Source organism: Ferrimonas sp. YFM, assembly GCF_030296015.1.
Lineage (GTDB): Bacteria > Pseudomonadota > Gammaproteobacteria > Enterobacterales > Shewanellaceae > Ferrimonas.
Window position 1 is genome coordinate 2,636,967 of sequence record NZ_AP027368.1, and the last position, 23,501, is coordinate 2,660,467.

Genomic DNA, 23,501 nt, shown 5'->3' on the forward strand with positions numbered 1-23,501 from the left:
AAAAACTCTCCAGACTGGAGAACCTATGGGCGACAACTGTTCACTTAGTGCATAATCATCCAATTCAAGAGCACTCAAATACACTGTCAAAGTTAACAGTTAACTGGGAGATTAGTGGAATCGTTTGATTAGAGTCACAGAGCTTCAGTTGAAGTTATTCACGATGGCATCAAGGGTCTTTGCGCATCAGCCGGATCGGGCAAAAAGAAAGGGCTGCCATTGGGCAGCCCTTTTTCCATTAGGAGCAATTAATCCAACTTAAAGCGGCTGACTATCCCCAGGAGCTGGGTATTGACCGCAGCCAGGCTGTTGGCTTCATCCAGAGTCTGGTTTCCGCTGTCGGCCAGTTTCAGTACCATCTCGCGGATGGCGGTCATGTTGCGACTGATCTCCTGAGACACACTGCTTTGCTCCTCAGCGGCAGTGGCAATTTGCGAGCTCAAATCGTTGATGTCCGAAACAAAGCTGCTCATGGTTTCAAGGCTGCCTGACACCTCCTGGGCGCCGCTGGCCGTCTCTTCGCAGGTCTTTTTGGTGCCGGCCATCGCCGTCACCACCCTGCTGGATCCTTGAAGCAGCACCTCCAGGGCCTTTTCGATTTCAGCGGTGCTCTGCTGGGTCCGGCCCGCCAAGGCCCGAACCTCTTCTGCCACCACGGCGAAGCCACGACCCTGAGCGCCAGCCCGAGCCGCCTCGATGGCCGCATTCAGCGCCAGCAGGTTGGTCTGATCGGCGATTTCACCGATCACCTTGAGGATGGAGTTGATGCTGTGGGTTTCGTCACTCATGCTCTGAATGTTCCCCGCCGTCGCCTCGACCTCACCCACCAGAGCGGTCACCGAGCTCTGGGCCTGAGCCACGATCACCTTGGACTGCTCGCCCGTCTGGTTGGCTTCGCGGGTGTACTGAGCCGCTTCCGCGGCGCTGCTGGCCACGGTCTCGGCGGTAGCGTTAAGCTCCTCCATGGCCGTTGCCACCTGATCCGTTTCAGACATATGGCTGGCCAGAATCGCCTCATTCTCCTCAGCCTGGGTCTTGAGCACGTCGACGCCATGGGCCAGTTCACCAGTAACCTGGCGCACCTCCAGCATCATGGTCTGCAATGACCCGACTACGGTGTTGATGCCGGTGGCGATCTGGCCGAGATCGTCTTCGGACCGCACCTCCAGTCTCTGGGTCAGGTCCCCTTCCCCCTCAGCCAGATCCTGAACCCGCTCCTTGAGTGCAACAATGGGGCGATAGAGGTAGTTCAGCATGACCACCAACACCAGGGCAGAGATCAGAGTACTGATGACACCGGTGAGCACCACAGTCTGATTCGCCTCGGAGACAGAGGCATAGACCACGTCCTTCTCCACGGCGATCAGGAAGTACCAGGAGTTGCCTCCGGGCAGAGGAATCCGATTGGCGATCACCAACTTGTCGATGCCATTGAGCACATACTCAGAGTAGAGACTGTCGCTGGTCAGCACGCTGTTGGCCTGCTCGCCCAACCCAGGCACCGCAGACAAGGGGGTCTGCACCGGGGCAAACTTGGAGGTGGTGGCGATGATATTGCCACTTTGCTCGGCGAGGATGGCGATGGTGCCGGGAACCAGTTCAACCTGACTCAACACCTTGTCCAGCTCGCTCACCGCCAGGCTGGCTGCCACCACACCCTGAGTTGTCGGTTTCACTATGGAGAGGTAGGGTGTGTTGTCCCCAGGCACAAAGTAGACGTCGGTGACCTGGGTATCACTGCCGGAGCGGCCCACCTGGTACCAGTGGCGGCCAGTCACATTCTGACTGGCTTGCAGCACCCCTTGAGGCCAACCTTTAAAGGAGCGGGACGCGTAGCCTTCACCACTCTCCAAGCCCAGCATCATCCCGGGGAGACCGGTCACCAGCTCCCCCTCCTTGAGGGCCGAGAGATACTGATGCTCGCCCCAGTCCCGGTGATCATCAAACAGCTCGGCCATGCCATCTACAGCACGATGACCTCGCTCCACCAGCTCATTGATGGCCGAACTCTCGTGACTCACCGCCTGCTCCATGGAGAACTTCACCTCCTGGCTGACGGCGTGGCTCATGTTTCTCGCTGAAATCACACTGGTCGCCGCCAAAGCCAGCACCAGCAGACCCAAAGACATTGCCATTAAACTGGCTTTAAAGCTCATTCCTTTCATAGATCCATCCGTATGGATTAATTTACTTCCAACCCCAATTAAGACTTCATTCGCACTCTTGGAATAAACCTATAAAGCTCAATTTTGGCACCGGACGAGCTTTAGACCCAACCAGTGTCATTTATTTGCTTTTGGCATTTTTTTGGCGCGATTAGAAACGGTATCTAACATGTACAAGACAAGCTGACCAGGCACAAAGCCGACACAGTGAAGAGATGTTAAAAATCAGAAATTTTATGCAACACAACTGACACACCCTTATATATCAGTCACATGCGATAACGATCACCTTCTACCTGCCTAGTCAGCATAGTAATATCACACTAGGAACAGGGAGTGCACATAAAAAGTGTGACCTATTGAACCTTATTAAAGGAGAAAATAAATAGAGTTATAATACCGCATTCGCCCTGCCATATATCTATATTCCTGACAAGAGGAAATTTTGCATATTTACTTTATCTGACAGTCACAAAATAAATATACCACCTCGATCTATTTAACTGATCAAGACAGTCGATTTAAATCTACTTTTCTGATCAGAAGATTAAAGAAATTCAATAAGCGAATTCAATAATTTTAATTTCATTATGTCGGGCAGTTTATTTGTTAACGAATGAGAAGTTATATCGGTTCTGAAATAACAGGGAAAAAGTCATAAAAAAGGCGTGCCAAGCACGCCTTTTTTATTCAACAGTCTGTCAGTCCACATCATCCAGTGGCCACACCACAATGAAGCCGATAAGATCCGGGTCAGGCCCCACATCCAGCTCACTGAGCACCTTGCGGCGAACCGACATCCCCTGCTGATGCATTTTAGATTTACTTCCGGTGATAAGAGGGTGCCAACTGGGTAACCCTCTCCCCTCATGAAGACGACGGTAGGCACAGCTGGTGGGCAACCAGGCGATGGTCCCTACATTGTCGGGGGTAACCTTGTAACAGTCCGGCACATAGTTGAAACGGGTGTCGTAGCGACTGCACTCACAGGTTTTGTCATTCAGCAGCTGACAGGCGATATTGGTGAAGTACACCTCTTCGGTATCGTCATCAATCAGCTTATTCAGGCAACACTTACCACAGCCGTCACAGAGTGCCTCCCACTCCTGTTCACTCATCTGGGTTAGGGGTTTATGCCAAAATGGTTGCTCTGCGCTCACCGCTCTACCTCTACTACTTATCGACCACGGCCCTTTGGGCGCGGCATTATAGCGATGATGGCAAAAAATTTCACTAGGGTGTACTTTTCTGAGGTGGTAAGAGTTTGGCCAAGAGCGGACCTAATCGAGGCAAAGCAGGCCGGTGCTGACATCAGCCACCGAGATCAAAAAAGGGGGCGGTCGCCCCCTTTTGGTGTTACTGAGAGAACTTTATCCTGTCTGCCAGGTGACCGACTGCGGCAACAAAGTAATGACTGCGATTCCAGCGCATCAGGGCATCATAGTTGGCATAGGCCAAATAGCTGCGCCCTTCGGCATCATCCGGTTGCACCAGAGACGCCTGAATCTCCCGGGACGGCAGATCAGAGCCATCGAAGCGACGGACCCCCAGTTTCTGCCACTCAGACAGAGACAACTTAACGTTCAGTCCAGTCTGCTCCTTTTTCACAGGCTGAGTGAGCGTCACCTGCCTGGCCCAGGTCAGATCATCACGCCAGCCAACCTGTTTCAGATAGTTGGCCGCAGAGGCAAAGACATCGGCCTTATTGTTCCAGATGTCCTTTTTGCCATCACCGTCGAAATCCACGGCATAAGCCAGGAAGGAGGTGGGCATAAACTGACACTGACCCATGGCACCAGCCCAGGAGCCTTTCATCTTATCGGCACTGATGTGCCCCTCTTCGAGGATGGTCAATGCGGCAAAGAGCTGCTCTTTAAAGAACGCCTCACGCCTTCCCTCATAAGCCAGAGAGGTGGTGGCCCCGATAACAGAAAAATTGCCGGTGTAGCTGCCGAAGTTGGTCTCAATCCCCCACAGGGCAACAATGAACCTGGGTTGGACGCCATAGGCTTTGCCAACTTTCTGCAACAACTCACTGTGCTGCTTCATCAGTTTTCGTGCCTTGGCAACCTTCCAGTCCGGAACCGCCTGAGGCAGGTAGGTATCCAGGGTTTTCTTGAATTCGGGTTGATTTCGATCGGCCTTGATGGCCCTTTTATGCAGCTTAATGCCGGCAAACGCAGAATCTATGGTGCCGGAGCTGAAGTTGCGCTCCGCGGCCTCTTGCTTCAGCTGCCCCACATAGTCTTCAAAACTCACCTTATCTGCTGCCTGCAACGGCAAAGCCATTGCCAGACCCAGTGTCGCTAGCCATTTGAGTTTCATCGTTGCTCCCTAACCTTGGGTTCACTCTTCCTGTTGTGACTTGAGCCACTCTTTATGGGACTTCAATAGATCCTCTTGCGGCGGAGGCAGCTGCAGATAGAATCCCTTGTCATTCAACCCCTCTCGCACCTTATCGATGTCTGCCTGGCCCAGTTTGCCGATCTTTGACAGAGGCAAAATCATCACAAACTCGGGCCTGCCAAACATCTCCAGCAGCGGTTCCGGAACCTGAGAAAAGTCGTCCCGCTTATTGATAAAGAGGTAGGTGTCGAGCTTCTTAGTACTTTTATAAATCGCGCAAATCATAAGTATTCTTGTCTGTTCAGCGGCTTGCTGACTGTTGATGTTAGCCACTATAGCATGGCCACGGGTAAACCCAATTCAGCGTTTCTGATGACGCTCACGGTTTTCCGTCTTCTGCCGTTCCCCTTTCTTGAGCAGCAGATAGATAGCGCCATTGCCACCGTGCTGCCTCAAAGCAGAATGGAATGCCAGGACTTCAGGCATCTGTGGCAGCCAATGGGCGACGTAACTTTTAAGCAGCCCTTTAAAAGGGCGGGTATGCATCCCTTTGCCATGGAGTACCAGGGCGGTTCTGACCTCCACCCGTTGGCAATCCTTGATGAACTGTAACAAAGTCTGTTTGGCCTGAGCGACACTCTGGCCATGCAGATCCAACCGGGCATCCACCTGGTATTTCCCCAGCCTCAGATTCTTATATACACCGTGCTGAACCCCGTCCCGAGCAAATCCGATCGGGTCCTCCGGCTCAACAGGAGCCACCCCCTCGTCACTGACACCATCAACGTTGCCACGGTCATCGGTTTGAGCTGCAAACCTTCGTGCCAATTGAGCTTCTGTGGGTCCTTGCTTAGGTTGCAAAGGGCTGCGTTTGTCCTGTTTCCCTATGGGTTTAACGTCGGCCATAGCATCCAGAAACTCATCCATCTCGTTTGATTGCATATTAGCCTCCGCTAAGGTGATAACTCTGTTAGTATACCCAATCCAAAATTGGCGTTGAGTGACTGACGGTCTGACCGCTCACCATTTGCCCACGGGAGTCAGGGCTCTCGTGTCAAACTTTGTAATGGTTTCAACCTTTACAGATTTTGCCCCCTACGGCGATAGTAAAGGTGTGTATTAAAGGTGGAGCACGATACGTGCGCATTCTAGCCCTGATGTTGACCCTGGTGACGGCTCTGCCCGTCTTCGCGGCCGACGTCAATAAAGAGATTAATCAGGTCTACGACAACATCAGTCAGGCCTACAACGAGTTGGACACCGATCGCCTGGTGCAGTTCTACAGCGACGGTGCCTGCTTGATCAGTGCGTCCAAAGAAGAGGGTCTGCTCTCGGGCCGGGATCAGATTGCCAAAGGCTTTGGCCACTGGTTTAAGAAGATCAAAAAGCGCGGGGCGGAACTTAAAGTTCACTACCGGGTGGTCAATCGCCGGGTCTCTGACGGTACGGTGACCGATGCGGGTTACTATCTGGTTGTGTACACCCCCGACCGCAGCACCGAACAACCTGCCAGCGAATTTGTTGGCAAGTTCATCATGAGTTTCCAGAAGGACCATGCGGATCAGTGGCGCATCATTAGCGACTCCGCCAACCGTACCAAGGTGAATCGCTTCCTGGATGCCAAGCGCAAAGAGGGGCTCTTTTACGAAGAGTACCGACCTGCCGCCGCCCAGGACCAGGAAAAACGCAGCCGATGAGCCCTTGTTATTGTGGCAGCACCCTCCCCTTTGAGAGTTGCTGCCAGCCACTTCTTCTCGGCGAGACACTCGCCGCTACCCCTGAGCAGTTGATGCGTTCCCGCTACACCGCTTTCGCCACGGCCCAAGCCGGTTATCTTTTGGCCACTCATGATCCTGATACACGGCAGGGGTTGACCGAACAGGCGCTCAAACAGAGCTGCGAAAAGAGCGACTTTGTGGGTTTGCAGATTATGGATGCCCCGCCTTATCAGCAGGACAAGGGTGAAGTGGAGTTTCGAGCCTGGTACCGACAAGGTAACGAGATCCTCGCACTCTGGGAGCGTTCCCAATTTCGTCGCCAGGATTCCAGGTGGTATTACTGCCGTGGTGACATTCGGCCCTCCATCAAGCTTGGCCGGAATGATCCCTGCCCCTGCGGAAGCGATAAGAAAGCCAAGAAGTGCTGTCTTTAAGCGGAGTTTCTGCAAAAAAAAGGAGTGCCTTGGCACTCCTTTTTCAATTCTAAGTCTTGTTAACCAGCCAGAGTCATCTCGAAGATGATGCGCTCTGCCGCGCAGCTGAAGATCAGCTTTCCAGTCAGTACATTGTTCTCAGCATCCCACTGAGTGTCGGTATCAACCTCAGCGAAGCGAGCTTTGGCCTTTTGAACATAATCGTCGAAAAAGCCCATTGCAGACTGCTCATCGGAACCCTGAACCGGCAGAGTCAAAATGTTGTCCTCTTCCGAAATGATGGCGCCAATATCCATATAGCAACCGCAGGTATCGCAACCAGCGCCCTTATTCGTAATGCTCATCTGTTACCTCTGAAAACTGATGGGGATTCAAGCTAGAGTATAGCCTTCAAGAGCGGGCCTCTGATTTGATGGAGATCACATTGGTATAACCAATTTACCGATTGGGTCAATTGGTTATACCAATGCTCCCGCCTGCAGACGCTGAGCCGCCAGCAACTGCTCCAAACGCCACTGACCAGGCTGCCTCGCGGCCTGAACCTGAGCATCCTCACGCTTGACGCTGGGAGAGCAATTATCCAGGGCCTGTTGCATGGCAGCGCTGTGGCTTCCCTGATACACCAGGGCATCAGGATCCAAACAATGCTGCAGGCGACTTTGAGACAAGCCGGATTGATGGAAGGCACTGGCAATGCGACAGCTGCGCTGTGCATCTTTGTACTGAGCCTTGGCTTGCTCAGGCTCTGGCAGGGCAAAGCGCTGTCGCAGATCCTGTTCCTGCTCTACGGTGGGTTTTGGTAGTTGAAATTCCGCATGCAGACGGACGTCTTGCGACAACATGGCTAACATTAAGCCAAAGTCGCTACGTCTCTCTGTTTGAATGGCCTGACTCAGGGAATCCCCGAGCTGCCACTCATTGACCAATATGGCCTCAGCCTGCATAGAAAACATCCAAAAATCATGAGTTCAGTCTCTTTATCGGCCTAACGACATAAAACTTTAGGAAAAAGTTGGCCTAAAGGCTTTACACATGCGAAAGCTTTGCTACTATAGCGCCGCACTTGTGGAGGGGTTCCCGATTGGCCTCAAAGGTAACGGCGAACAGACATGTCTGATTCCCTGGCCACACGAGCGCTGTGTTAGATAGAAGCACGTTAAACAATCTGTCTAGAGAATTCCGTGGAGGGGTTCCCGAGTGGCCAAAGGGATCAGACTGTAAATCTGACGGCTCCGCCTTCGAAGGTTCGAATCCTTCCCCCTCCACCATCATTCGTCGCCCCGACTATGATCGTGGATGACACACAAACCCCGTGGAGGGGTTCCCGAGTGGCCCCAAAAGGTAACAGCGATCAGACTCGTCTGATCCCCTGGCCACACGGGCATCGTGTTAGATAGAAGCACGCTAAACAATCTGTCTAGAGAATTCCGTGGAGGGGTTCCCGAGTGGCCAAAGGGATCAGACTGTAAATCTGACGGCTCCGCCTTCGAAGGTTCGAATCCTTCCCCCTCCACCATCATTCGTCACCACGACCCTATGGTCGTGGAAGACAAGCAAACCCCGTGGAGGGGTTCCCGAGTGGCCCCAATGGGTAACAACGATCAGACTCGTCTGATCCCCTGGCCACACGGGCATCGTGTTAGATAGAAGCACGCTAAACAATCTATCTAGAGAATTCCGTGGAGGGGTTCCCGAGTGGCCCCAATGGGTAACAACGATCAGACTCGTCTGATCCCCTGGCCACACGGGCATCGTGTTAGATAGAAGCACGCTAAACAATCTATCTAGAGAATTCCGTGGAGGGGTTCCCGAGTGGCCAAAGGGATCAGACTGTAAATCTGACGGCTCCGCCTTCGAAGGTTCGAATCCTTCCCCCTCCACCATCATTCGTCACCACGACCCTAGGTTCGTGGAAGACAAGCAAACCCCGTGGAGGGGTTCCCGAGTGGCCAAAGGGATCAGACTGTAAATCTGACGGCTCCGCCTTCGAAGGTTCGAATCCTTCCCCCTCCACCATCATTCGTCACCACGACCCTATGGTCGTGGAAGACAAGCAAACCCCGTGGAGGGGTTCCCGAGTGGCCAAAGGGATCAGACTGTAAATCTGACGGCTCCGCCTTCGAAGGTTCGAATCCTTCCCCCTCCACCATCCTTCTTAAAGCGCTGCTCCTTCGGGGCGGCGCTTTTTTCATTTAGCATCTGGTGTCCACTCCCGTGGCTCCCAGCTATGTGCCCTTCTTGACGAGGATTTCGACAATTTCTGTCCATGCGGCGAACTCCACTGAAGTGATGGGGGAAATTGCGGGGTTCCTGTTCAGTCTCATGGCGATTTGCTCGCCAGCATCCCTTGTGACCATTACAATCCCTTGAAGCTTTAACGATGAGATTGCGACATGAAACACCCTATCGTGGTCACCGGCAGCCAGGGGTTGCTAGGCCAATGCCTGGTTCAGACTCTGGCCCGGCATGGGCCGGTCATTGCCCTGGATCATCTGCCAGCCAATTGCACCCTATTTGAAGACCTTGATGTCACTCAGGTGCAACTGGACCTTGCCGACAGCAACGCAGTCATTCACTGGTGCCAATCTCTGACCGGTCCCATCTCAGGGCTGGTCAATAACGCCGCCATTGCCAACCCTTATCACCCTGGCCTGGCCAAGCTCACACTGGAGCAGTGGAATCGTGTCCTGGCAGTCAATCTTACTGCACCCATGTTTCTGGCCCAGGGCTTGAGCCCTCTGATGGAGTCAGGTGGTGCGATCGTCAATATCGCCTCGACCCGGGCCCTTCAGTCCGAGCCCAACAGCGAAGGTCATGCCGCCTCCAAAGGAGGTTTGGTGGCCCTGACTCACGCCCTTGCCGCCAGCCTGGGCCCCCGAGTGCGAGTGAACTGCGTCAGCCCGGGCTGGATCAGTGACGGACAACAGCTGACGCAAACAGACCACCAACAACACTGGGCCGGACGAGTGGGTAAGCCGGAGGATATCGCCGAAGCCGTATCGTTTCTGCTCAGTGATAAGGCGGGATTTGTTACCGGCCAGAATTGGGTGATAGACGGCGGCATGAGCAAAACCATGATCTATCAGGAGTAGCAATTGGGACGCATGTTCGTCACACTGTCGCGATTGCCCACTATCAGTCCCAACAATGACCGGAATTAACCTGCTGATACTCATTGCCCTCTCCGCCATCTGGGGAGGCTCTTTCCTGTTGCTGCGTATTGGGGTTCCACAGTTTGGACCGGTGGCTCTGATTGAGTCGCGGCTTGCCCTGGCCGCCCTGTTCCTAGGCATCATGGCACTGGTGGTAGGGCGCAAGTTGCAATGGCGCAGCCGATGGCGCCACTACCTGCTACTGGGCGGCATCAATTCTGCCCTGCCCTTCCTGTTATTGGCCTTTTCGGCGCAAACCCTGTCTGCATCGCTGATGTCCATTCTCAATGCCACTACTCCCATCTGGGGTGCAGTACTGGCTGCAGTGTGGGGAAGGACACCTCTGACCGGAACAACAGGACTGGGGCTGATTCTGGGTACTGTCGGTGTCGCCATTTTGGTGGGATTTGACGCCATCACTATGACACCTGGCGCCCCACTGGCGATCGCCGCCAGCCTGAGCGCCTCTCTCAGCTATGCAGTGGCCAGCATGTACGCCAGAAGCCGTACCCAAATTGAGCCTTTTGACAACGCCCATGGCAGCCTCTGGGGCGCCACCTTGCTGGTGCTGCCCCTGGCACTGATGCTGCCTCCCCCCTCCATGCCTCAACCTTCCATGTGGGGGGCAGCGATCACTCTTGGCGTACTGTGCACCGGCATCGCCTACCTGATGTACTTTCGGTTGGTGAAAGAGGTCGGCGCAGCCCCAGCACTGACGGTAACCTTTCTGGTGCCGGTTTTTGGGGTGCTCTGGGGGCACTGGCTGCTGGACGAGGTCCTCGGCCTACACACACTGGCAGGCTCTGCACTGGTGATCTGTGGTACGGCCCTGGTCACCGGCTTTTCACCTCGCAGCTTGTTTCAAAAACGCATCCGGCACTGAGCCAACTACACTGAGGGACAAGGTTAAATGACGGAGTCCCTCCATGTCCGACCATGAATTTGCCGCAGCACTCTCCCCCACTCAGGATCGCGCCGCAGGCGCCATTTTAGGCTCGCTGATAGGCGATGCACTGGGGGTTGGCCCCCATTGGTATTACGACCTGAAAGAGCTCAAGCAGGCCCACGGCACCATTAATGGCTATGTGGCGGTTCAACCTGGGCGCTATCACGAGGGAGTAGCGCTAGGTGATGTGTCTCAGACCGGGCAGTTTCAACAATTGCTCTTGGAGAGCCTGGTGGCCAGAGGTCGCTATCAGGAGGAGGACTATATCCGCCGGCTAGAGCCACTGCTGGACACCCTCGATGGCGAACCTGAAGGGGGGCGTTTCACCGAACAGCCAGTGCGGGATATCTGGTATGCCCTCAAGATAGAGGGCAAACATTGGCATGACGAGGACTTTCCCTCTCTGGCGGACACGTCAGAAGCGGCACAACGGGCGGTGCTGATAGGCGCCCGCTATCAAGGCGACCTGATGCAGGCGGGACTGCACAGCGCTGCCTGTGCCCGGCTGACCCACGGGGATCCCGCCATAGTGACCGCATCCACCGCCTTTGGCATCGTCATCGACGCTCTGGTGGCAGGCATGCCTTTGGACGGTGCGCTGGGGAACAGGATGCGCGGCTTGATTCAGCAAGGACTGTTGCCCTTTACCCATGCAGTGTTAGTGGAAGAGCGCAGTGAGGGACACGCCCCTGCCCGGGCGAGCCGGGAGTTGCCATTCCCCGATGTATTCCTTGGCATGGGATGGTGGATTCAGGCGGCACAAAGTCCCCACATCCAGGTTGAGCCACCTGAGGCGGTGGCCCAGATTTACGGCATGGCCTGTTCCCTCACCATGTTGATGCCCGCCGCCTTTTTCCTGGCGGCCCGCTACCCGGATTCATTCGAGACTCCGGTGATGGTGGCGATCAACAGTGGCGGCAACAACATGGCCAGAGCGGCGATGACCGGTGCCCTGTGCGGCGCCCACCTGGGCCTGAGTGCCATCCCCAAACGGCTGATCACCGGACTTAAAGATCATCAGCGCTGGGTCAATGACGCCATCCAGGTGGCGAGGGATGGTGGGTAGGAAGAAGGGCCAGGGAGCGGAAACCTCCCTGGCAGTATCTGATTAATCTTGCTGACGGCTACGCTGCAGTTCTTGGGCCAGCTCCTGGCTCACTGCCTGGATTTTGGGCATGGCGCTTTGCACCATTTGCTGCGAAGCAAGCATTGCCTCCTGTGACACCAGAGGCAACTTGGTGATGATGGACTGACCGGTTTCGGTCTTGTAGAAGGCCAACATCTCGCGAATTTCGTTCTCGCTAAAGTGCTTTTGATAGATATCGACCATGAGGGGGCTCATCTTCTGCCAGCTCATCTCCTCCTTGAGCACCCTGGTCATCTTTTTGTAGTAGCGATCGAAGATCTGCTGCTCCTCAGGCTTTATGCCCATCTGGGCAGACAACCCTTGCATCATCCCTTCCATCTGATCGTAGGTGGCTTCAACAATGCTCTCCATCTGCATCACCTCCACCAATTCATCGATCATCGCCTGTTTAGACTGGGGCTCGGCACTGAGGCCAAAGGGGAGCAAAAACAAAACAACGGCCAGAAAACGCTTCATAACACCTCTCAATCAACAAAGACCATTTCTTTGTATCCATTTGAATTAATGAAGCAATTTACACTTACACCCGACTTCTTTCAAAGGAGTTGCTCTGCCAACCCTTCAATTTTTGACTCAGGCCCATAAAAGAAAAACTGTCAGGCAGCTTTACACCGGATTCAGTAGCCGCTGTTGTCCTGCTCCTTCAGCGGCGTCAGCAGATACCCCAGACCGTTGTGTTTTATCTCCAGCAGCAACGCCAGCTTCTCGCCCAGATCCCCTGAAGGCCAACCTTTGTTTTGCATCCACACCAGATAGGCGATGGGCAATTCCGCCATCACCACCCCCTGATACTTGCCAAAAGGCATCCTTCTGGTGGCCAACTCTCTTAACACTTCGGACTGCATTGGGTACCATGCTCGCTTGATTTGAATAATGGGATCATAAAGATGTCACGTCGTTGGGTAAACTGGGCCATCGCCCAGATCGAAGCAGATTTTCAGCGCAGCGCTGATACGCACCTCATCAAACTGGAGTTGCCCTGCCTGCCAGAGGTCGACCTCTACCTGAAAGATGAGAGCACCCATCCCACCGGCAGCCTGAAGCACCGCCTGGCTCGCTCCCTGTTTCTCTATGGGCTGAGCAATGGTTGGATCACTGAGGGCACCCCCATTATCGAATCCTCTTCCGGTTCCACCGCCGTGTCCGAGGCCTATTTTGCCCGTCTGCTGGGGCTGCCCTTCATTGCGGTGATGCCGCACTCCACGGCGCAAAAGAAGATCCGCCAGATTGAGTTCTATGGAGGTCAGTGCCACCTGGTCGAACCCAGCCAGATCTACGTAGAGTCAGAGCGCCTGGCCCGAGAGATGAATGGGCACTACATGGACCAGTTCACCTACGCCGAACGCGCCACCGACTGGCGAGGCAACAACAACATTGCCAACTCCATCTTTAATCAGATGGAGCGCGAGCGCTTCTCCATTCCACGCTATGTGGTGATGAGTCCAGGCACAGGCGGCACCTCGGCCACCATCGGCCGCTACATCCGTTACCAGAAACTGGATACCGAGCTGTGTGTGGTGGATCCGGACAACTCTGTCTTTTTCGATTATTACCAACAGGGCGATGCCGCCATCAGCACCGACAGTTGTTCCCGCATTGAGGGGATCGGCCGTCCGCGGGTTGAGCCTTCGTTTATTCCGGGCGTTGTCGACCTAATGCGCCAGATTCCCGATGCCGCTTCCGTAGCCACCGTCCATTGGCTTGAGAAGGTGCTGGGCCGTAAAACCGGAGCCAGTACCGGGACTAATCTCTATGGCGCCCTGCAACTGGCGTCTGAGATGGCCGCGCGAGGCGAGTCCGGATCCATTGTCACCCTGATCTGTGACAGCGGAGAGCGTTATCTCGACAGCTATTATGATAGTGACTGGATTGCGGCCAACATCGGTGACATCCAGCCCTACCTGGCTAGGCTCGAGGCCTTTGCCCAAACAGGAGAACTTAAGTGACCGCAGTAGTACGCAAAGCCGTTGTGGTATTCAGTGGTGGCCAGGATTCCACCACCTGCCTGGTACAGGCATTGAAACAGTATGATGAAGTACACGCCATTACCTTCGATTATGGTCAGCGCCACCGGCTTGAAATTGAGATTGCCCAGCAACTCAGCGCCGATCTGGAAGTCGCCGCCCACAAGGTGCTGGACGTAGGGGTGCTCAATGAGTTGGCCATCTCCGCCCTGACCCGGGACGATATCCCGGTGGATCACGGCCTGGCAGACAATGGGCTGCCCAATACCTTTGTTCCCGGCCGCAATATTCTGTTCCTCACCCTGGCCGGCATCTATGCCTACCAGATTGGTGCAGAGGCGGTGATCACCGGCGTTTGTGAAACCGACTTCTCCGGCTACCCGGATTGCCGCAACGACTTCATCAAGGCGATGGAATCTGCGCTGGTACAGGGCATGGATCGTCCCCTGCAACTGATTACGCCTCTGATGTGGCTCAACAAAGCAGAAACCTGGGCCATGGCCGATCACTATGGTGCTCTGGAGCTGGTACGGGATGAAACTCTGACCTGTTACAACGGCATCAAAGGCAGCGGCTGTGGTGATTGCCCCGCCTGCCACTTGCGCAGCCGCGGATTGGAGGAGTATCTGGCGAACAAGGCATCGATTTTGGCTGATACCCGCAAGAAGGCCCAGCTTGTATAGTGATCGCTGGGGTTTCCCCTCCCCAAACCAATGGGGCATGCCCCTGGCCCTTGCCTTGACGGCCATTGGCCTCTACCTGAGCCCGGCGCTGACCGAATCACTGATCTGGTCGCGCAGTGGCCTGGAGCAAGGGCAATGGTGGCGCCTGGTCACCGGCCATTTGCTGCACAGCAACGGATACCACCTGCTGATGAACCTTGGCGGCATGGCGGTGATGCTGGGGTTATTTCAGCCACATTTCCGCGCACGCCCCCTGGCTCTGCTGACCCTGTTCAGTGCCGTCTGCATTGGGCTTGGGGTCTACTGGTGGGTGGATGGAACACAAACCTATGTCGGTCTCTCGGCCATACTGCACGCCTGGTTCGCCTACTTTGCCATCCTGGATTGGCGCAGCGGCAGTCGACTGGGACCGCTGCTGCTGATCGGAGTGCTGGCCAAGGTGATTTGGGAGAATGTGGTGGGCGCCAGCGGTGACCTAGCCACCCTGATTCAAGCCAGGGTGGCGGTGGAAGCCCATCTCTACGGCGTGATCTCCGCCCTACTCTATATGGGCATCAGTCAGTGGGCCCGCCGGCGACAGGTTGAAGCTACCAGGTAACGGAGTAACTGCCTTTACCATTGCCCTCTTTAAAGGCCAGGGCCATCTGACGATAGGCCTGCTCATAGTCCCCTTCTACGGCTGCTTCATAGGCCAGGTTATCGCGAACCGCCTCGCGGATCTGGCCTGCTGCTGTGGGGTAGTCTCTCAGAAGCTGATTGATGTCAGGCTCTTCGGGTTGATCGTAGTTCCAACTCATCTGACTGGAATCAAAGGGTGACGCCAGGTGTCCAAACGGCATCAGTTCGGCGCGATGACTGTCTACGGCTCGAACGCTGGCCTGATCAACGTCGGGCGCACCGAAGATCAACGCCGCCAGTGCCGCCACGGCGAACAGGGTGGTTCCCAGAAGTTTACGCATGGTCTGCCCCTCTCCTGCCGGCAGAGCGAACTCCTCCCTGATACTACGCCGCATTCAGTGCGGCATTTGGCCCTGACCGGTGTCATGCCGAAGGCCGCGCTCCTACGGCCTGGGTATGACTTAAGTATGGGCTATCCGGCCGCCAGCTGCTCCCGCAGAGACTCGATTTGATCACGCAGCGCAGCTGCCTGCTCAAACTCCAGATTACGGGCATGTTCATACATCTGAGTTTCCAGAGTTTTAATCTCTTTGGCCAGCGACTTGGGATCCACCGGCTTATAGTGAGATTTGGGCTCCGCCACCTTGCGTTTGGCACTTTGCCCCGGCCGGCCACCGATATCCATGACATCGGTGATCTTCTTATTGAGCCCTTTAGGCACAATTCCGTTAGCCTGGTTATAAGCGTTCTGCTTATCACGACGACGATTGGTCTCATCCATGGCCCGGCGCATGGAACCTGTTACCTTATCCGCGTAGAGAATCGCCTTGCCGTTGATGTTGCGCGCGGCACGACCTATGGTCTGAATCAGCGAGCGATCCGAGCGCAAGAAGCCCTCCTTATCCGCATCGAGAATCGCCACCAGAGAGACCTCAGGCATATCCAGTCCCTCTCGCAACAGGTTGATGCCCACCAGTACATCAAACTCTCCCAGGCGCAGATCGCGGATGATCTCCATCCGTTCGACGGTGTCGATGTCCGAGTGCAGGTAACGCACCTTGATGCCATGCTCATCCAGGTACTCAGACAAGTCCTCCGCCATACGCTTGGTCAGGGTGGTGACCAAGACCCGCTCCCCAAGCTCGATGCGCTTGCGGGCCTCTGACAGCAGATCGTCCACCTGGGTGGCCACTGGCCGCACCTCCAGCACCGGGTCCAGCAAACCTGTGGGGCGCACGACCTGGTCAATCACCTCATCATGGGATTTCTCCAGCTCGTACTTACCCGGTGTGGCGGAGATGAATATGGTCTGCGGGGTGATGGCTTCAAACTCTTCAAATTTCAGCGGCCGGTTATCCATGGCCGAGGGCAAGCGGAACCCATACTCCACCAGGGTCTCTTTGCGAGACCTGTCCCCTTTGTACATGGCGCCGACCTGAGGCACGGTAACGTGGGACTCATCTATCACCAGCAGGCCATCGTCGGGAAGGTAGTCCAACAGAGTCGGTGGCGGCTCCCCTGGTGCTCGGCCGGAAAGATAGCGGGAGTAGTTTTCGATGCCTGAGCAGTAGCCCAACTCCAACATCATCTCAACGTCGAATTGAGTACGCTCCTTGATCCGCTGAGCTTCAATGAGTTTGTTGTTGTCCAGCAGGAATTGATGGCGCACCTTGAGCTCCGCCTTAATAGACTCAATCGCCTCCAGCACACGTTCTCTGGGTGTCACATAGTGGGTTTTGGGGTAAACCGTTGCCCGGGCCACCTCCTTCTCCAACGCCCCGGTTAGGGGGTCGAACAGAGTGATGCGCTCAATCTCTTCATCGAACAACTCCACGCGCACCGCATGTCGCTCAGAATCGGCGGGGAAAATGTCTATCACTTCGCCTCGAACACGGAAAGTGCCGCGCTCAAACGCCATGTCGTTTCTGGTGTACTGCAATTCCGCCAGGCGCTTGAGGATGTCTCTCTGGTTGATGATGTCGCCCTGACGCAGGTGCAACAGCATCGCCATATAGGCATCGGGATCGCCCAGACCATAGATGGCCGAAACCGATGCCACCAGGACCACATCCTTTCTTTCCATCAGTGCCTTGGTGGCGGACAACCGCATCTGCTCGATGTGATCGTTGATGGAGGCATCCTTCTCGATGAAGGTGTCCGACGCAGGCACGTAGGCTTCGGGTTGGTAGTAGTCGTAGTAGGAGACGAAGTACTCCACTGAGTTTTCGGGGAAAAACTCTTTCATCTCACCGTAGAGCTGGGCAGCCAGAGTCTTGTTGGGGGCCATGATGATGGTTGGCCTGCCCATCTGGGCAATCACATTGGCCATGGCAAAGGTCTTACCCGAGCCGGTCACTCCAAGCAGGGTCTGATGAGCCAGGCCGGATTCGAGACCATCGACCATTTTGGCGATGGCCTCAGGCTGATCGCCAGAGGGCTTAAAGGGGGCATGCAGCTTAAAGGGACGACTCATTCGCTTCCTCTGCGTTGATGGACTTAGCGGGACACAGCTGTGTGTTGACGATTCGCCAGGCGATGTAGGCCGTAATGAAATTGGCTGTGGTCGCGCCAACGAAGACACCGGTTAACCCCGCGATCTTACCACCGATGAAGGCGAGAGGCAGGTACATCGCGAACAGCCGAATCATGTTAAGCCCCAAAGCTCCCATGGGCCTGTGAAGGGCATTGAGACTTGAGTTAGACAGGATAACCACACCCTGAGCGCCATAGGCCAATGGCAGAATGACCACCAACAAAGCGATGATGCCAGCCACCTCAGCATCCTGGCCAAAGGCCGAACCAATATGATCGGCCATCAGAAACAGCAGCAGATAGAGTACGGCCTGGAAAAGCATCACGAACTTGATGGTCCCCTCGTAGGCCGCTCTCACTCTGTCATGGCGCCCCGCCGCATAGTTCTGGCTGATGAAAGGCGGCAGAGTCATGGACAGGGTCAGGATCACCATGGTCACCAGAGACTCCAATCTGCCACCCACACCAAAGGCGGCCACGGCTTCTTGGCCGTATTGGGCAATGATGGCGGTCATCCCAGCCATGGCTACCGGTGTCAGCATATTGGACCCTGATGCAGGCAACGCGATGTGCAAGATGGTTTTGGCGGCCTTGATGCGACAGGACCAATTGGCCTTCCAGGCGATGGCTTTCATCTTGCCGAACAGCATGTACAGGATAAATACCGAACTGACGCCGTAACCAATGACGGTCGCCAAAGCGGCACCCTGCAGTCCCATCTCGGGGAAAGGGCCCAGGCCGAAGATGAGCAGAGGATCCAGGGCGACGTTTACCGCGGCGCTCAGCGCCATGACCAGGCTGGGTAACCGAGTGTTGCCGTTGGCTCGCATCACCGCGTTACCCACCATGGGGAAAGCAACGAAGATGCCCCCCAATAACCACACATCCATAAATTCGCCGATAACCGGCAAAGTCTCGGGGGTCGCTCCAATCAGCAGAAAGATGGGGTCGTGCAGCAGCCACACCACCAAACACAGGATCAACACCAGGGCTCCGGAGAGGACCACTGCGACACCACCCTGATGTTTGGCCAACAGAGTATCGCCCTGACCCAGGGTATTGGCTACGGTGGCCGACGTCCCTACTCCTAATCCGATAACCAGGCTGATCACCGTAAAGGTAACCGGAAAGGTAAAACTGAATGCGGCCAGTTGTTCGGTTCCCAGCATGCTGACGAAATAGGCATCAACAAAGTTGAAGCTCATCAGCATCGACATGGCTATCAACATAGGCCAGGTCATACGCCAAAGTTGGGTCGAAACACTGCCCTGAGTCAGGTCATGGAAGGTTGATCGGCTCACGAGGCCTCCAGAGGTTCAATATCTGTCAAATTGGGCTGCTTCAGAACAATATCCGGCAAATAATACACAGAGGGGACATCGGCGATTAAACACACAATTAAATCTGTCTCATTTCTAGACCATTTTTCGACAACTTTTGTAAGTCATTGATTATTAAGGGTTCGAACTTACTCACAGAGTGCCATCAAATTTTAACAAAGCCCATGATTTCGGGCCTTAGAGCAGTTTGCTGAAGGTTAACTAACACACTTATCCACAAAAACAGTGGATAACGTTTCAAACCCCTTGAGCCGTGCGGTCTAGAGAGATGTCAATAGTTCAGGGTCGAACATGAGAAAAAACTTAAGCTGAAGTAATGGCATGGAGATTGCGCACCCATTTTCCCAGCAAAGTCGCTGATGACTTCAGCAAAACAAGCTCTCAACTACCTAAATTTTAAGTAGTAATAACCCATCTCACAGGTAGGAATTGTAGCATCGAATGGTGCACTAAACAGGTGCAAAATTTGCTAACAAGGTATTAGGAAAATCGAAAGGATGACAAGAATGTGGTTCAAATGCCACCAATGGGTCGTTTTGCACCCTTTTTGAGACGTCACCGCACCAAGGCAATGAAATTTTGGCAAGTTATCGATGACACCAAGCCACAGTGAAAAACCAAACAGAGTTAGTGTAAATACGCACTCGGTTCACCTGAATACAAGGGTTAAGGCCCTATGGTTGCCAAACAGCAGCCATGCAGAAAGATCTTCTAGAGTATCAGGGCATTTCCGGCCATTTATCGTGCCAGTCAGCGAAAGACACAATGACATTTGGCGCGAAGCGGCAACAAATAGAAAAGCCCAGCTCTTTCGAACTGGGCTTTCAAAGGTGGCTCCCCCTGCTGGACTTGAACCAGCGACATATGGATTAACAGTCCACCGTTCTACCGACTGAACTAAGGGGGAATTGCATTGTTCGGTGTTTTGCCTCACCTCTGAGGCTTCTCTGCGAAAGAGAAGTTGAAATTGGTTGCGGGGGCCGGATTTGAACCGACGACCTTCGGGTTATGAGCCCGACGAGCTACCAGGCTGCTCCACCCCGCGTCCGAATTGTTATTCTGATGACTCGTCGTTTCACCAAAATAATAAAGTGGCTCCCCCTGCTGGAGTTAACGGGGGCGCCCAGCTCAGCGACATTTGTCGCGTAGCGGCAACAAAATCTGCACCGCGGCACTCACAAAGAGTTGAGCCAGTAATGTGGCTCCCCCTGCTGGACTTGAACCAGCGACATATGGATTAACAGTCCACCGTTCTACCGACTGAACTAAGGGGGAATCGATTGTAGAGTGTTTACCCTCTCTCCAGAGAAATTGGTTGCGGGGGCCGGATTTGAACCGACGACCTTCGGGTTATGAGCCCGACGAGCTACCAGGCTGCTCCACCCCGCGTCCGAATTGTTGTGCCTCACCTCTGAGGCTGCTCCTCTAAGAGGAGTTGGTTGCGGGGGCCGGATTTATACCGGCAGGCGCCCTGCGACGGCCTGAGGGTTATGACAGAACCCTACTCCTCACTTCCTATGCAATTGGTTGCGGGGGCCGGATTTGAACCGACGACCTTCGGGTTATGAGCCCGACGAGCTACCAGGCTGCTCCACCCCGCGTCCGATTTGCACCTTCAGTTGATGGCGATTGCCGTTCCCTGAAAGCGGGGCGCATAATAAAACCCACTGCGTCCCGAGTCAACCAAAGTGCACTAAAATTTTCGGTTTCAGCAACTGTTTGAGCAGCAAGTAGCCAAGAGGGATTTTTTAGAAACAGAATTTAAGAATCATGGGTTTAAAACTAATCAACCCACTCGGCTTTAAGACAGCGGACGCCTCTTGGCGCCCGCCGAGGCCATCAAAGACGGCAGATTTGGATTGCCTAGTCAGGCTTCATAGATCGCGAAAGATCCATACCCCACCACCCGCTCTCTGTCACCTGCGGTGTCGCCGGAGTTCAGGTACTCGACTCGACGAATCTGCATGCCTCTCTCTTTGGCCAGAAGCACCAATCCATTAATTGCCCGGCAACCACAAGCCTGGTCACCATGAAGCCCCCCATGCAGGGTTTCAATCTGGCGGCAGGTGAGACCATCTTTGTTCTTTGCCTGATCGTAATCGAGGAAATGACTGAGATCTGAACTGACCACAATCAGGGTCTCATCGCCTCCCCAGACTCGCTTCAACACTTTGGCCACCAAGGACGCGGACGCATCACCCACCACCAGAGGCACCAGCTTGGCTTTCTTGAAGCAGTGCTGAATGAACGGCAGTTGCAACTCCAGGGAGTGCTCCCTGGCATGGGCATCTTGTCGAATCTCCACCCCTTCCATCTCAGCCAGGTGCTCACAACATGCGGCGTCCAGCTCGAGATCACCCAGGGGGGTAGCAAAGGCATCGGATTCGGGCAGTGCCAAACCGTCGAAAGCGACTCTGTGACTGGGGCCCAGCAGAATGACCCTGGTGATTCGCGGCGCCACAGCTTCCATGGACCCATAAAGGTGGCCGGCAACGGCGCCGGAATACTGAAGACCGGCATGGGGGGCGATGATCGCCTTGGGAACACCTAGGGCAAAAGTGGGCTGGACCAGGTCAATTAACTGCTGATCCAACACCATTGCATCGGCAGGATAGAAACTGCCTGATACCGCAGCAGGACGTACATTCATGACTCCCTCCTCACAGCCTGAGAGGTATACTTTTAAGAGTACGTCAAAACGGCGAAGTTTCCTTATGGATAAGCCCAACGCCTCCCTTGGGGGAGTACACCCGACCCTTTACTGGCATCCCCTGGAAGATGGCCGGGTTCAGTGCGACCTTTGCCCGAGGCACTGCCAGTTGCGCGAAGGCAAGCGCGGCGCCTGTTATGTGAGGGCCAACAGCGACGGAGCCATAGTCCTAACCAGCTATGGACGCTCCAGTGGATTTTGCATCGACCCCATAGAGAAAAAGCCGCTCAATCACTTTCTTCCGGGTACGTCAGTCCTCTCCTTTGGTACCGCAGGGTGCAACCTAAGCTGTGAGTTCTGCCAAAACTGGCACATCAGCAAGTCTCGCCAATGGGATACCCTGGCAGATAAAGCCTCCCCCTCTCAACTGGCCAAGACAGCCCGTGCCCACCACTGCGACAGCGTGGCCTTTACCTACAATGACCCGGTGATCTTCATGGAGTATGCCGTGGATACGGCCATGGCCTGTCATGAACTGGGGATCAAGTCGGTTGCGGTGACGGCAGGGTATATCGATGAACGACCCAGAGAGGCGTTCTTCCAGCATATGGATGCCGCCAACGTGGACCTGAAGGGGTTCACAGAGCGTTTCTATCGAAAGCTGTGCCATGGTGAGCTTCAACCTGTACTGGACACCCTCATCTACCTGAAGCAGGACACAAACGTCTGGCTGGAACTGACCAATCTGCTCATTCCCGATGAAAATGACTCTGCGAAAGAGATTGAATCCATGTGCCAATGGATAGCAGACAACCTGGGTCCTGAAGTACCCATTCACTTTTCCGCCTTCCACCCGGACTTTCATATGCTGGAGAAGGCCCCCACCCCGAAAGCCACATTGGTCAAGGCCAGGCAGATCGCTCTTGAGGCGGGCCTGAACTATGTCTACACGGGGAATGTTCACGACCAGGCCGGTGACACCACCTGGTGTCCTGGGTGTGGCAAGCCTCTTATCAGGCGCGACTGGTACCGGCTGGAGCAATGGAAGCTGCAGCAGGGACGTTGTCCCGACTGCCATCACAAAATACCCGGAGTGTTTCGGCCTGAACCCGGTCACTTTGGCCGCCAACGGATTCCCGTGAGAATGACCGGTGCACTAGACTGAAGCCGCGTCGGTTTCGCTGAAGCTGATGGAATGGTATCGATACCAGCGAATCTCATCGCTCCAAAACTCCGGAGCCAACCCTCCTTTGCGCTTGAGCTGCGCCACGAAATCCTTTGGCTCTGGAAGTGACTCCCAAACTGCGGGCAGGAAGGTCGCATGATATCGACCGCATTCCAGAGTGAGTCCATCCAGACCTGGTCTCAGGCTCTGCAAAAGCTCAGTCTCGCTGGACACCGTCAGAGGTTCAGACGGCGTCAATATGGAGATGCTCAGCCTAATCTCAGGCCACTCATCGAGTGTCAATGCTGAGAAGCGGCTGTCGTCAAACGCCGCTGCAACCGCCATGCGCTGAACGCCTTGCCACAAAGGATGGCGAGGCTCCAGGGTTCCGACACACCCCCTGAGCTCATTACCAATCTTGAGCGTGACGAAGCAGGCCATCACTTGGTTCAAGGTTGAATGCTCAATGTCCATCTTACCCACGGAGATTCCCAACCGCCTTGCGATTGCGTGTCGCGCCAGAGTGAGCAGGGTAGATTTCTGCTTTTGAGTCAGCGATTCCATTCTCTCCTCCTTAAGAATCAGTATGACGCCAGCCGCCGGTTGTGGCCATCGGCAATGGCTGTGAAGCCCCTGGCGAG

At 54.8% G+C, this 23,501-nt stretch carries 23 protein-coding genes and 10 tRNA genes; 14 read left to right on the forward strand and 19 right to left on the reverse strand.

Annotated elements, in window-relative coordinates:
- Window positions 1-248: 248 nt before the first annotated feature.
- The 5 genes from QUE41_RS12245 to smrA form a co-directional block, all read right to left on the reverse strand.
- The gene (locus QUE41_RS12245) at window positions 249-2,165 is read right to left on the reverse strand and encodes a methyl-accepting chemotaxis protein (RefSeq protein ID WP_286339324.1); all 1,917 of its coding nucleotides are present in this window, start codon (window positions 2,163-2,165) and stop codon (window positions 249-251) included.
- Between the two features lie 701 nt (window positions 2,166-2,866).
- Entirely contained in the window at window positions 2,867-3,325 is a 459-nt protein-coding gene (locus QUE41_RS12250) for a YcgN family cysteine cluster protein (RefSeq protein ID WP_286339325.1), read from the reverse strand.
- Window positions 3,326-3,521: 196 nt separating this feature from the next.
- Window positions 3,522-4,490 (reverse strand): lytic murein transglycosylase, encoded by a 969-nt coding sequence (locus tag QUE41_RS12255; RefSeq protein WP_286339326.1) that lies wholly within the window; start codon window positions 4,488-4,490, stop codon window positions 3,522-3,524.
- Window positions 4,491-4,511: 21 nt separating this feature from the next.
- Window positions 4,512-4,796 carry a YcgL domain-containing protein gene (locus QUE41_RS12260; RefSeq protein ID WP_286342940.1) on the reverse strand — a complete coding sequence of 95 codons (285 nt, stop codon included), beginning with the start codon at window positions 4,794-4,796 and terminating at the stop codon, window positions 4,512-4,514.
- A 75-nt stretch (window positions 4,797-4,871) separates the two neighbouring features.
- Complete coding sequence (gene smrA, locus QUE41_RS12265) at window positions 4,872-5,453, reverse strand: DNA endonuclease SmrA (protein ID WP_286339327.1); 582 nt, start codon at window positions 5,451-5,453, stop codon at window positions 4,872-4,874.
- A gap of 197 nt (window positions 5,454-5,650) precedes the next feature.
- On the opposite strand from smrA, the gene QUE41_RS12270 reads away from it, so the two are divergent.
- Window positions 5,651-6,208, forward strand: a complete 558-nt coding sequence (locus QUE41_RS12270; protein ID WP_286339328.1) for a YybH family protein — start codon at window positions 5,651-5,653, stop codon at window positions 6,206-6,208.
- Window positions 6,205-6,663, forward strand: a complete 459-nt coding sequence (locus QUE41_RS12275) for a YchJ family protein (protein ID WP_286339329.1) — start codon at window positions 6,205-6,207, stop codon at window positions 6,661-6,663. Before QUE41_RS12270 ends, QUE41_RS12275 begins: the two co-directional genes overlap by 4 nt.
- 59 nt (window positions 6,664-6,722) lie before the next feature.
- On the opposite strand, the gene QUE41_RS12280 is transcribed toward QUE41_RS12275, so the two are convergent.
- On the reverse strand, window positions 6,723-7,007 hold the full coding sequence (locus QUE41_RS12280; protein ID WP_286339330.1) for a DUF406 family protein: 285 nt from the start codon (window positions 7,005-7,007) through the stop codon (window positions 6,723-6,725).
- Between the two features lie 114 nt (window positions 7,008-7,121).
- The gene (locus tag QUE41_RS12285; protein WP_286339331.1) at window positions 7,122-7,607 is read right to left on the reverse strand and encodes a VC2046/SO_2500 family protein; all 486 of its coding nucleotides are present in this window, start codon (window positions 7,605-7,607) and stop codon (window positions 7,122-7,124) included.
- 239 nt (window positions 7,608-7,846) lie between these two features.
- On the opposite strand from QUE41_RS12285, the gene QUE41_RS12290 reads away from it, so the two are divergent.
- From QUE41_RS12290 to QUE41_RS12325, 8 genes are all read left to right on the forward strand, one after another.
- Window positions 7,847-7,931: transfer RNA gene (locus tag QUE41_RS12290), tRNA-Tyr, on the forward strand.
- Between the two features lie 163 nt (window positions 7,932-8,094).
- Window positions 8,095-8,179 (forward strand) — tRNA-Tyr (locus QUE41_RS12295).
- Window positions 8,180-8,461: 282 nt separating this feature from the next.
- Window positions 8,462-8,546: transfer RNA gene (locus QUE41_RS12300), tRNA-Tyr, on the forward strand.
- A gap of 48 nt (window positions 8,547-8,594) precedes the next feature.
- Window positions 8,595-8,679: transfer RNA gene (locus tag QUE41_RS12305), tRNA-Tyr, on the forward strand.
- A 48-nt stretch (window positions 8,680-8,727) separates the two neighbouring features.
- A tRNA-Tyr gene (locus QUE41_RS12310) sits at window positions 8,728-8,812 on the forward strand.
- Window positions 8,813-9,056: 244 nt separating this feature from the next.
- On the forward strand, window positions 9,057-9,755 hold the full coding sequence (locus tag QUE41_RS12315) for an SDR family oxidoreductase (RefSeq protein ID WP_286339332.1): 699 nt from the start codon (window positions 9,057-9,059) through the stop codon (window positions 9,753-9,755).
- 55 nt (window positions 9,756-9,810) lie between these two features.
- The gene (locus QUE41_RS12320; RefSeq protein WP_286339333.1) at window positions 9,811-10,698 is read left to right on the forward strand and encodes a DMT family transporter; all 888 of its coding nucleotides are present in this window, start codon (window positions 9,811-9,813) and stop codon (window positions 10,696-10,698) included.
- Between the two features lie 43 nt (window positions 10,699-10,741).
- Window positions 10,742-11,827 carry an ADP-ribosylglycohydrolase family protein gene (locus tag QUE41_RS12325; protein WP_286339334.1) on the forward strand — a complete coding sequence of 362 codons (1,086 nt, stop codon included), beginning with the start codon at window positions 10,742-10,744 and terminating at the stop codon, window positions 11,825-11,827.
- Between the two features lie 42 nt (window positions 11,828-11,869).
- On the opposite strand, the gene QUE41_RS12330 is transcribed toward QUE41_RS12325, so the two are convergent.
- A complete protein-coding gene (locus QUE41_RS12330) occupies window positions 11,870-12,364 on the reverse strand; it encodes a DUF2059 domain-containing protein (RefSeq protein WP_286339335.1) in 495 nt (164 codons plus the stop codon).
- A gap of 161 nt (window positions 12,365-12,525) precedes the next feature.
- On the reverse strand, window positions 12,526-12,741 hold the full coding sequence (locus QUE41_RS12335) for a DUF3820 family protein (protein WP_353506847.1): 216 nt from the start codon (window positions 12,739-12,741) through the stop codon (window positions 12,526-12,528).
- Between the two features lie 54 nt (window positions 12,742-12,795).
- Here QUE41_RS12335 and QUE41_RS12340 point away from each other — a divergent pair, with 54 nt between their 5' ends.
- Genes QUE41_RS12340 through rrtA form a run of 3 tightly spaced genes read left to right on the forward strand, consistent with a single transcriptional unit; the run spans window position 12,796 to window position 15,153 of the window.
- Window positions 12,796-13,854, forward strand: coding sequence for a PLP-dependent cysteine synthase family protein (locus QUE41_RS12340; protein WP_286339337.1), 1,059 nt, complete (start codon window positions 12,796-12,798; stop codon window positions 13,852-13,854).
- On the forward strand, window positions 13,851-14,555 hold the full coding sequence (gene queC, locus QUE41_RS12345; protein WP_286339338.1) for a 7-cyano-7-deazaguanine synthase QueC: 705 nt from the start codon (window positions 13,851-13,853) through the stop codon (window positions 14,553-14,555). The genes QUE41_RS12340 and queC overlap by 4 nt, the downstream gene beginning before the upstream one ends.
- A 37-nt stretch (window positions 14,556-14,592) precedes the next feature.
- Window positions 14,593-15,153, forward strand: a complete 561-nt coding sequence (rrtA, locus tag QUE41_RS12350) for a rhombosortase (RefSeq protein ID WP_286339339.1) — start codon at window positions 14,593-14,595, stop codon at window positions 15,151-15,153.
- Here the strand turns inward: rrtA and QUE41_RS12355 are convergent.
- From QUE41_RS12355 to amrB, 9 genes are all read right to left on the reverse strand, one after another.
- Window positions 15,143-15,514 (reverse strand): death domain-containing protein, encoded by a 372-nt coding sequence (locus tag QUE41_RS12355; RefSeq protein WP_286339340.1) that lies wholly within the window; start codon window positions 15,512-15,514, stop codon window positions 15,143-15,145. The two genes, rrtA and QUE41_RS12355, sit on opposite strands and share 11 nt — an antisense overlap.
- Before the next feature lie 131 nt (window positions 15,515-15,645).
- Window positions 15,646-17,646 carry an excinuclease ABC subunit UvrB gene (gene uvrB / locus QUE41_RS12360; RefSeq protein ID WP_286339341.1) on the reverse strand — a complete coding sequence of 667 codons (2,001 nt, stop codon included), beginning with the start codon at window positions 17,644-17,646 and terminating at the stop codon, window positions 15,646-15,648.
- Window positions 17,630-18,946, reverse strand: coding sequence for an MATE family efflux transporter (locus QUE41_RS12365; protein ID WP_502876024.1), 1,317 nt, complete (start codon window positions 18,944-18,946; stop codon window positions 17,630-17,632). Before QUE41_RS12365 ends, uvrB begins: the two co-directional genes overlap by 17 nt.
- Window positions 18,947-19,876: 930 nt before the next feature.
- Window positions 19,877-19,952: transfer RNA gene (locus tag QUE41_RS12370), tRNA-Asn, on the reverse strand.
- Window positions 19,953-20,013: 61 nt separating this feature from the next.
- Window positions 20,014-20,090: transfer RNA gene (locus QUE41_RS12375), tRNA-Met, on the reverse strand.
- A gap of 154 nt (window positions 20,091-20,244) precedes the next feature.
- A tRNA-Asn gene (locus QUE41_RS12380) sits at window positions 20,245-20,320 on the reverse strand.
- A 37-nt stretch (window positions 20,321-20,357) separates the two neighbouring features.
- Window positions 20,358-20,434, reverse strand: a tRNA-Met gene (locus QUE41_RS12385).
- A gap of 135 nt (window positions 20,435-20,569) precedes the next feature.
- Window positions 20,570-20,646: transfer RNA gene (locus QUE41_RS12390), tRNA-Met, on the reverse strand.
- Window positions 20,647-20,912: 266 nt separating this feature from the next.
- On the reverse strand, window positions 20,913-21,695 hold the full coding sequence (gene amrB, locus QUE41_RS12395; protein WP_286339343.1) for an AmmeMemoRadiSam system protein B: 783 nt from the start codon (window positions 21,693-21,695) through the stop codon (window positions 20,913-20,915).
- Window positions 21,696-21,759: 64 nt separating this feature from the next.
- Between amrB and amrS the strand changes: the two genes are divergently transcribed.
- Window positions 21,760-22,860, forward strand: a complete 1,101-nt coding sequence (gene amrS / locus QUE41_RS12400) for an AmmeMemoRadiSam system radical SAM enzyme (RefSeq protein ID WP_286339344.1) — start codon at window positions 21,760-21,762, stop codon at window positions 22,858-22,860.
- Here amrS and amrA read toward each other — a convergent pair.
- Complete coding sequence (amrA, locus tag QUE41_RS12405) at window positions 22,852-23,424, reverse strand: AmmeMemoRadiSam system protein A (RefSeq protein WP_286339345.1); 573 nt, start codon at window positions 23,422-23,424, stop codon at window positions 22,852-22,854. The two genes, amrS and amrA, sit on opposite strands and share 9 nt — an antisense overlap.
- Window positions 23,425-23,501 lie beyond the last annotated feature (77 nt).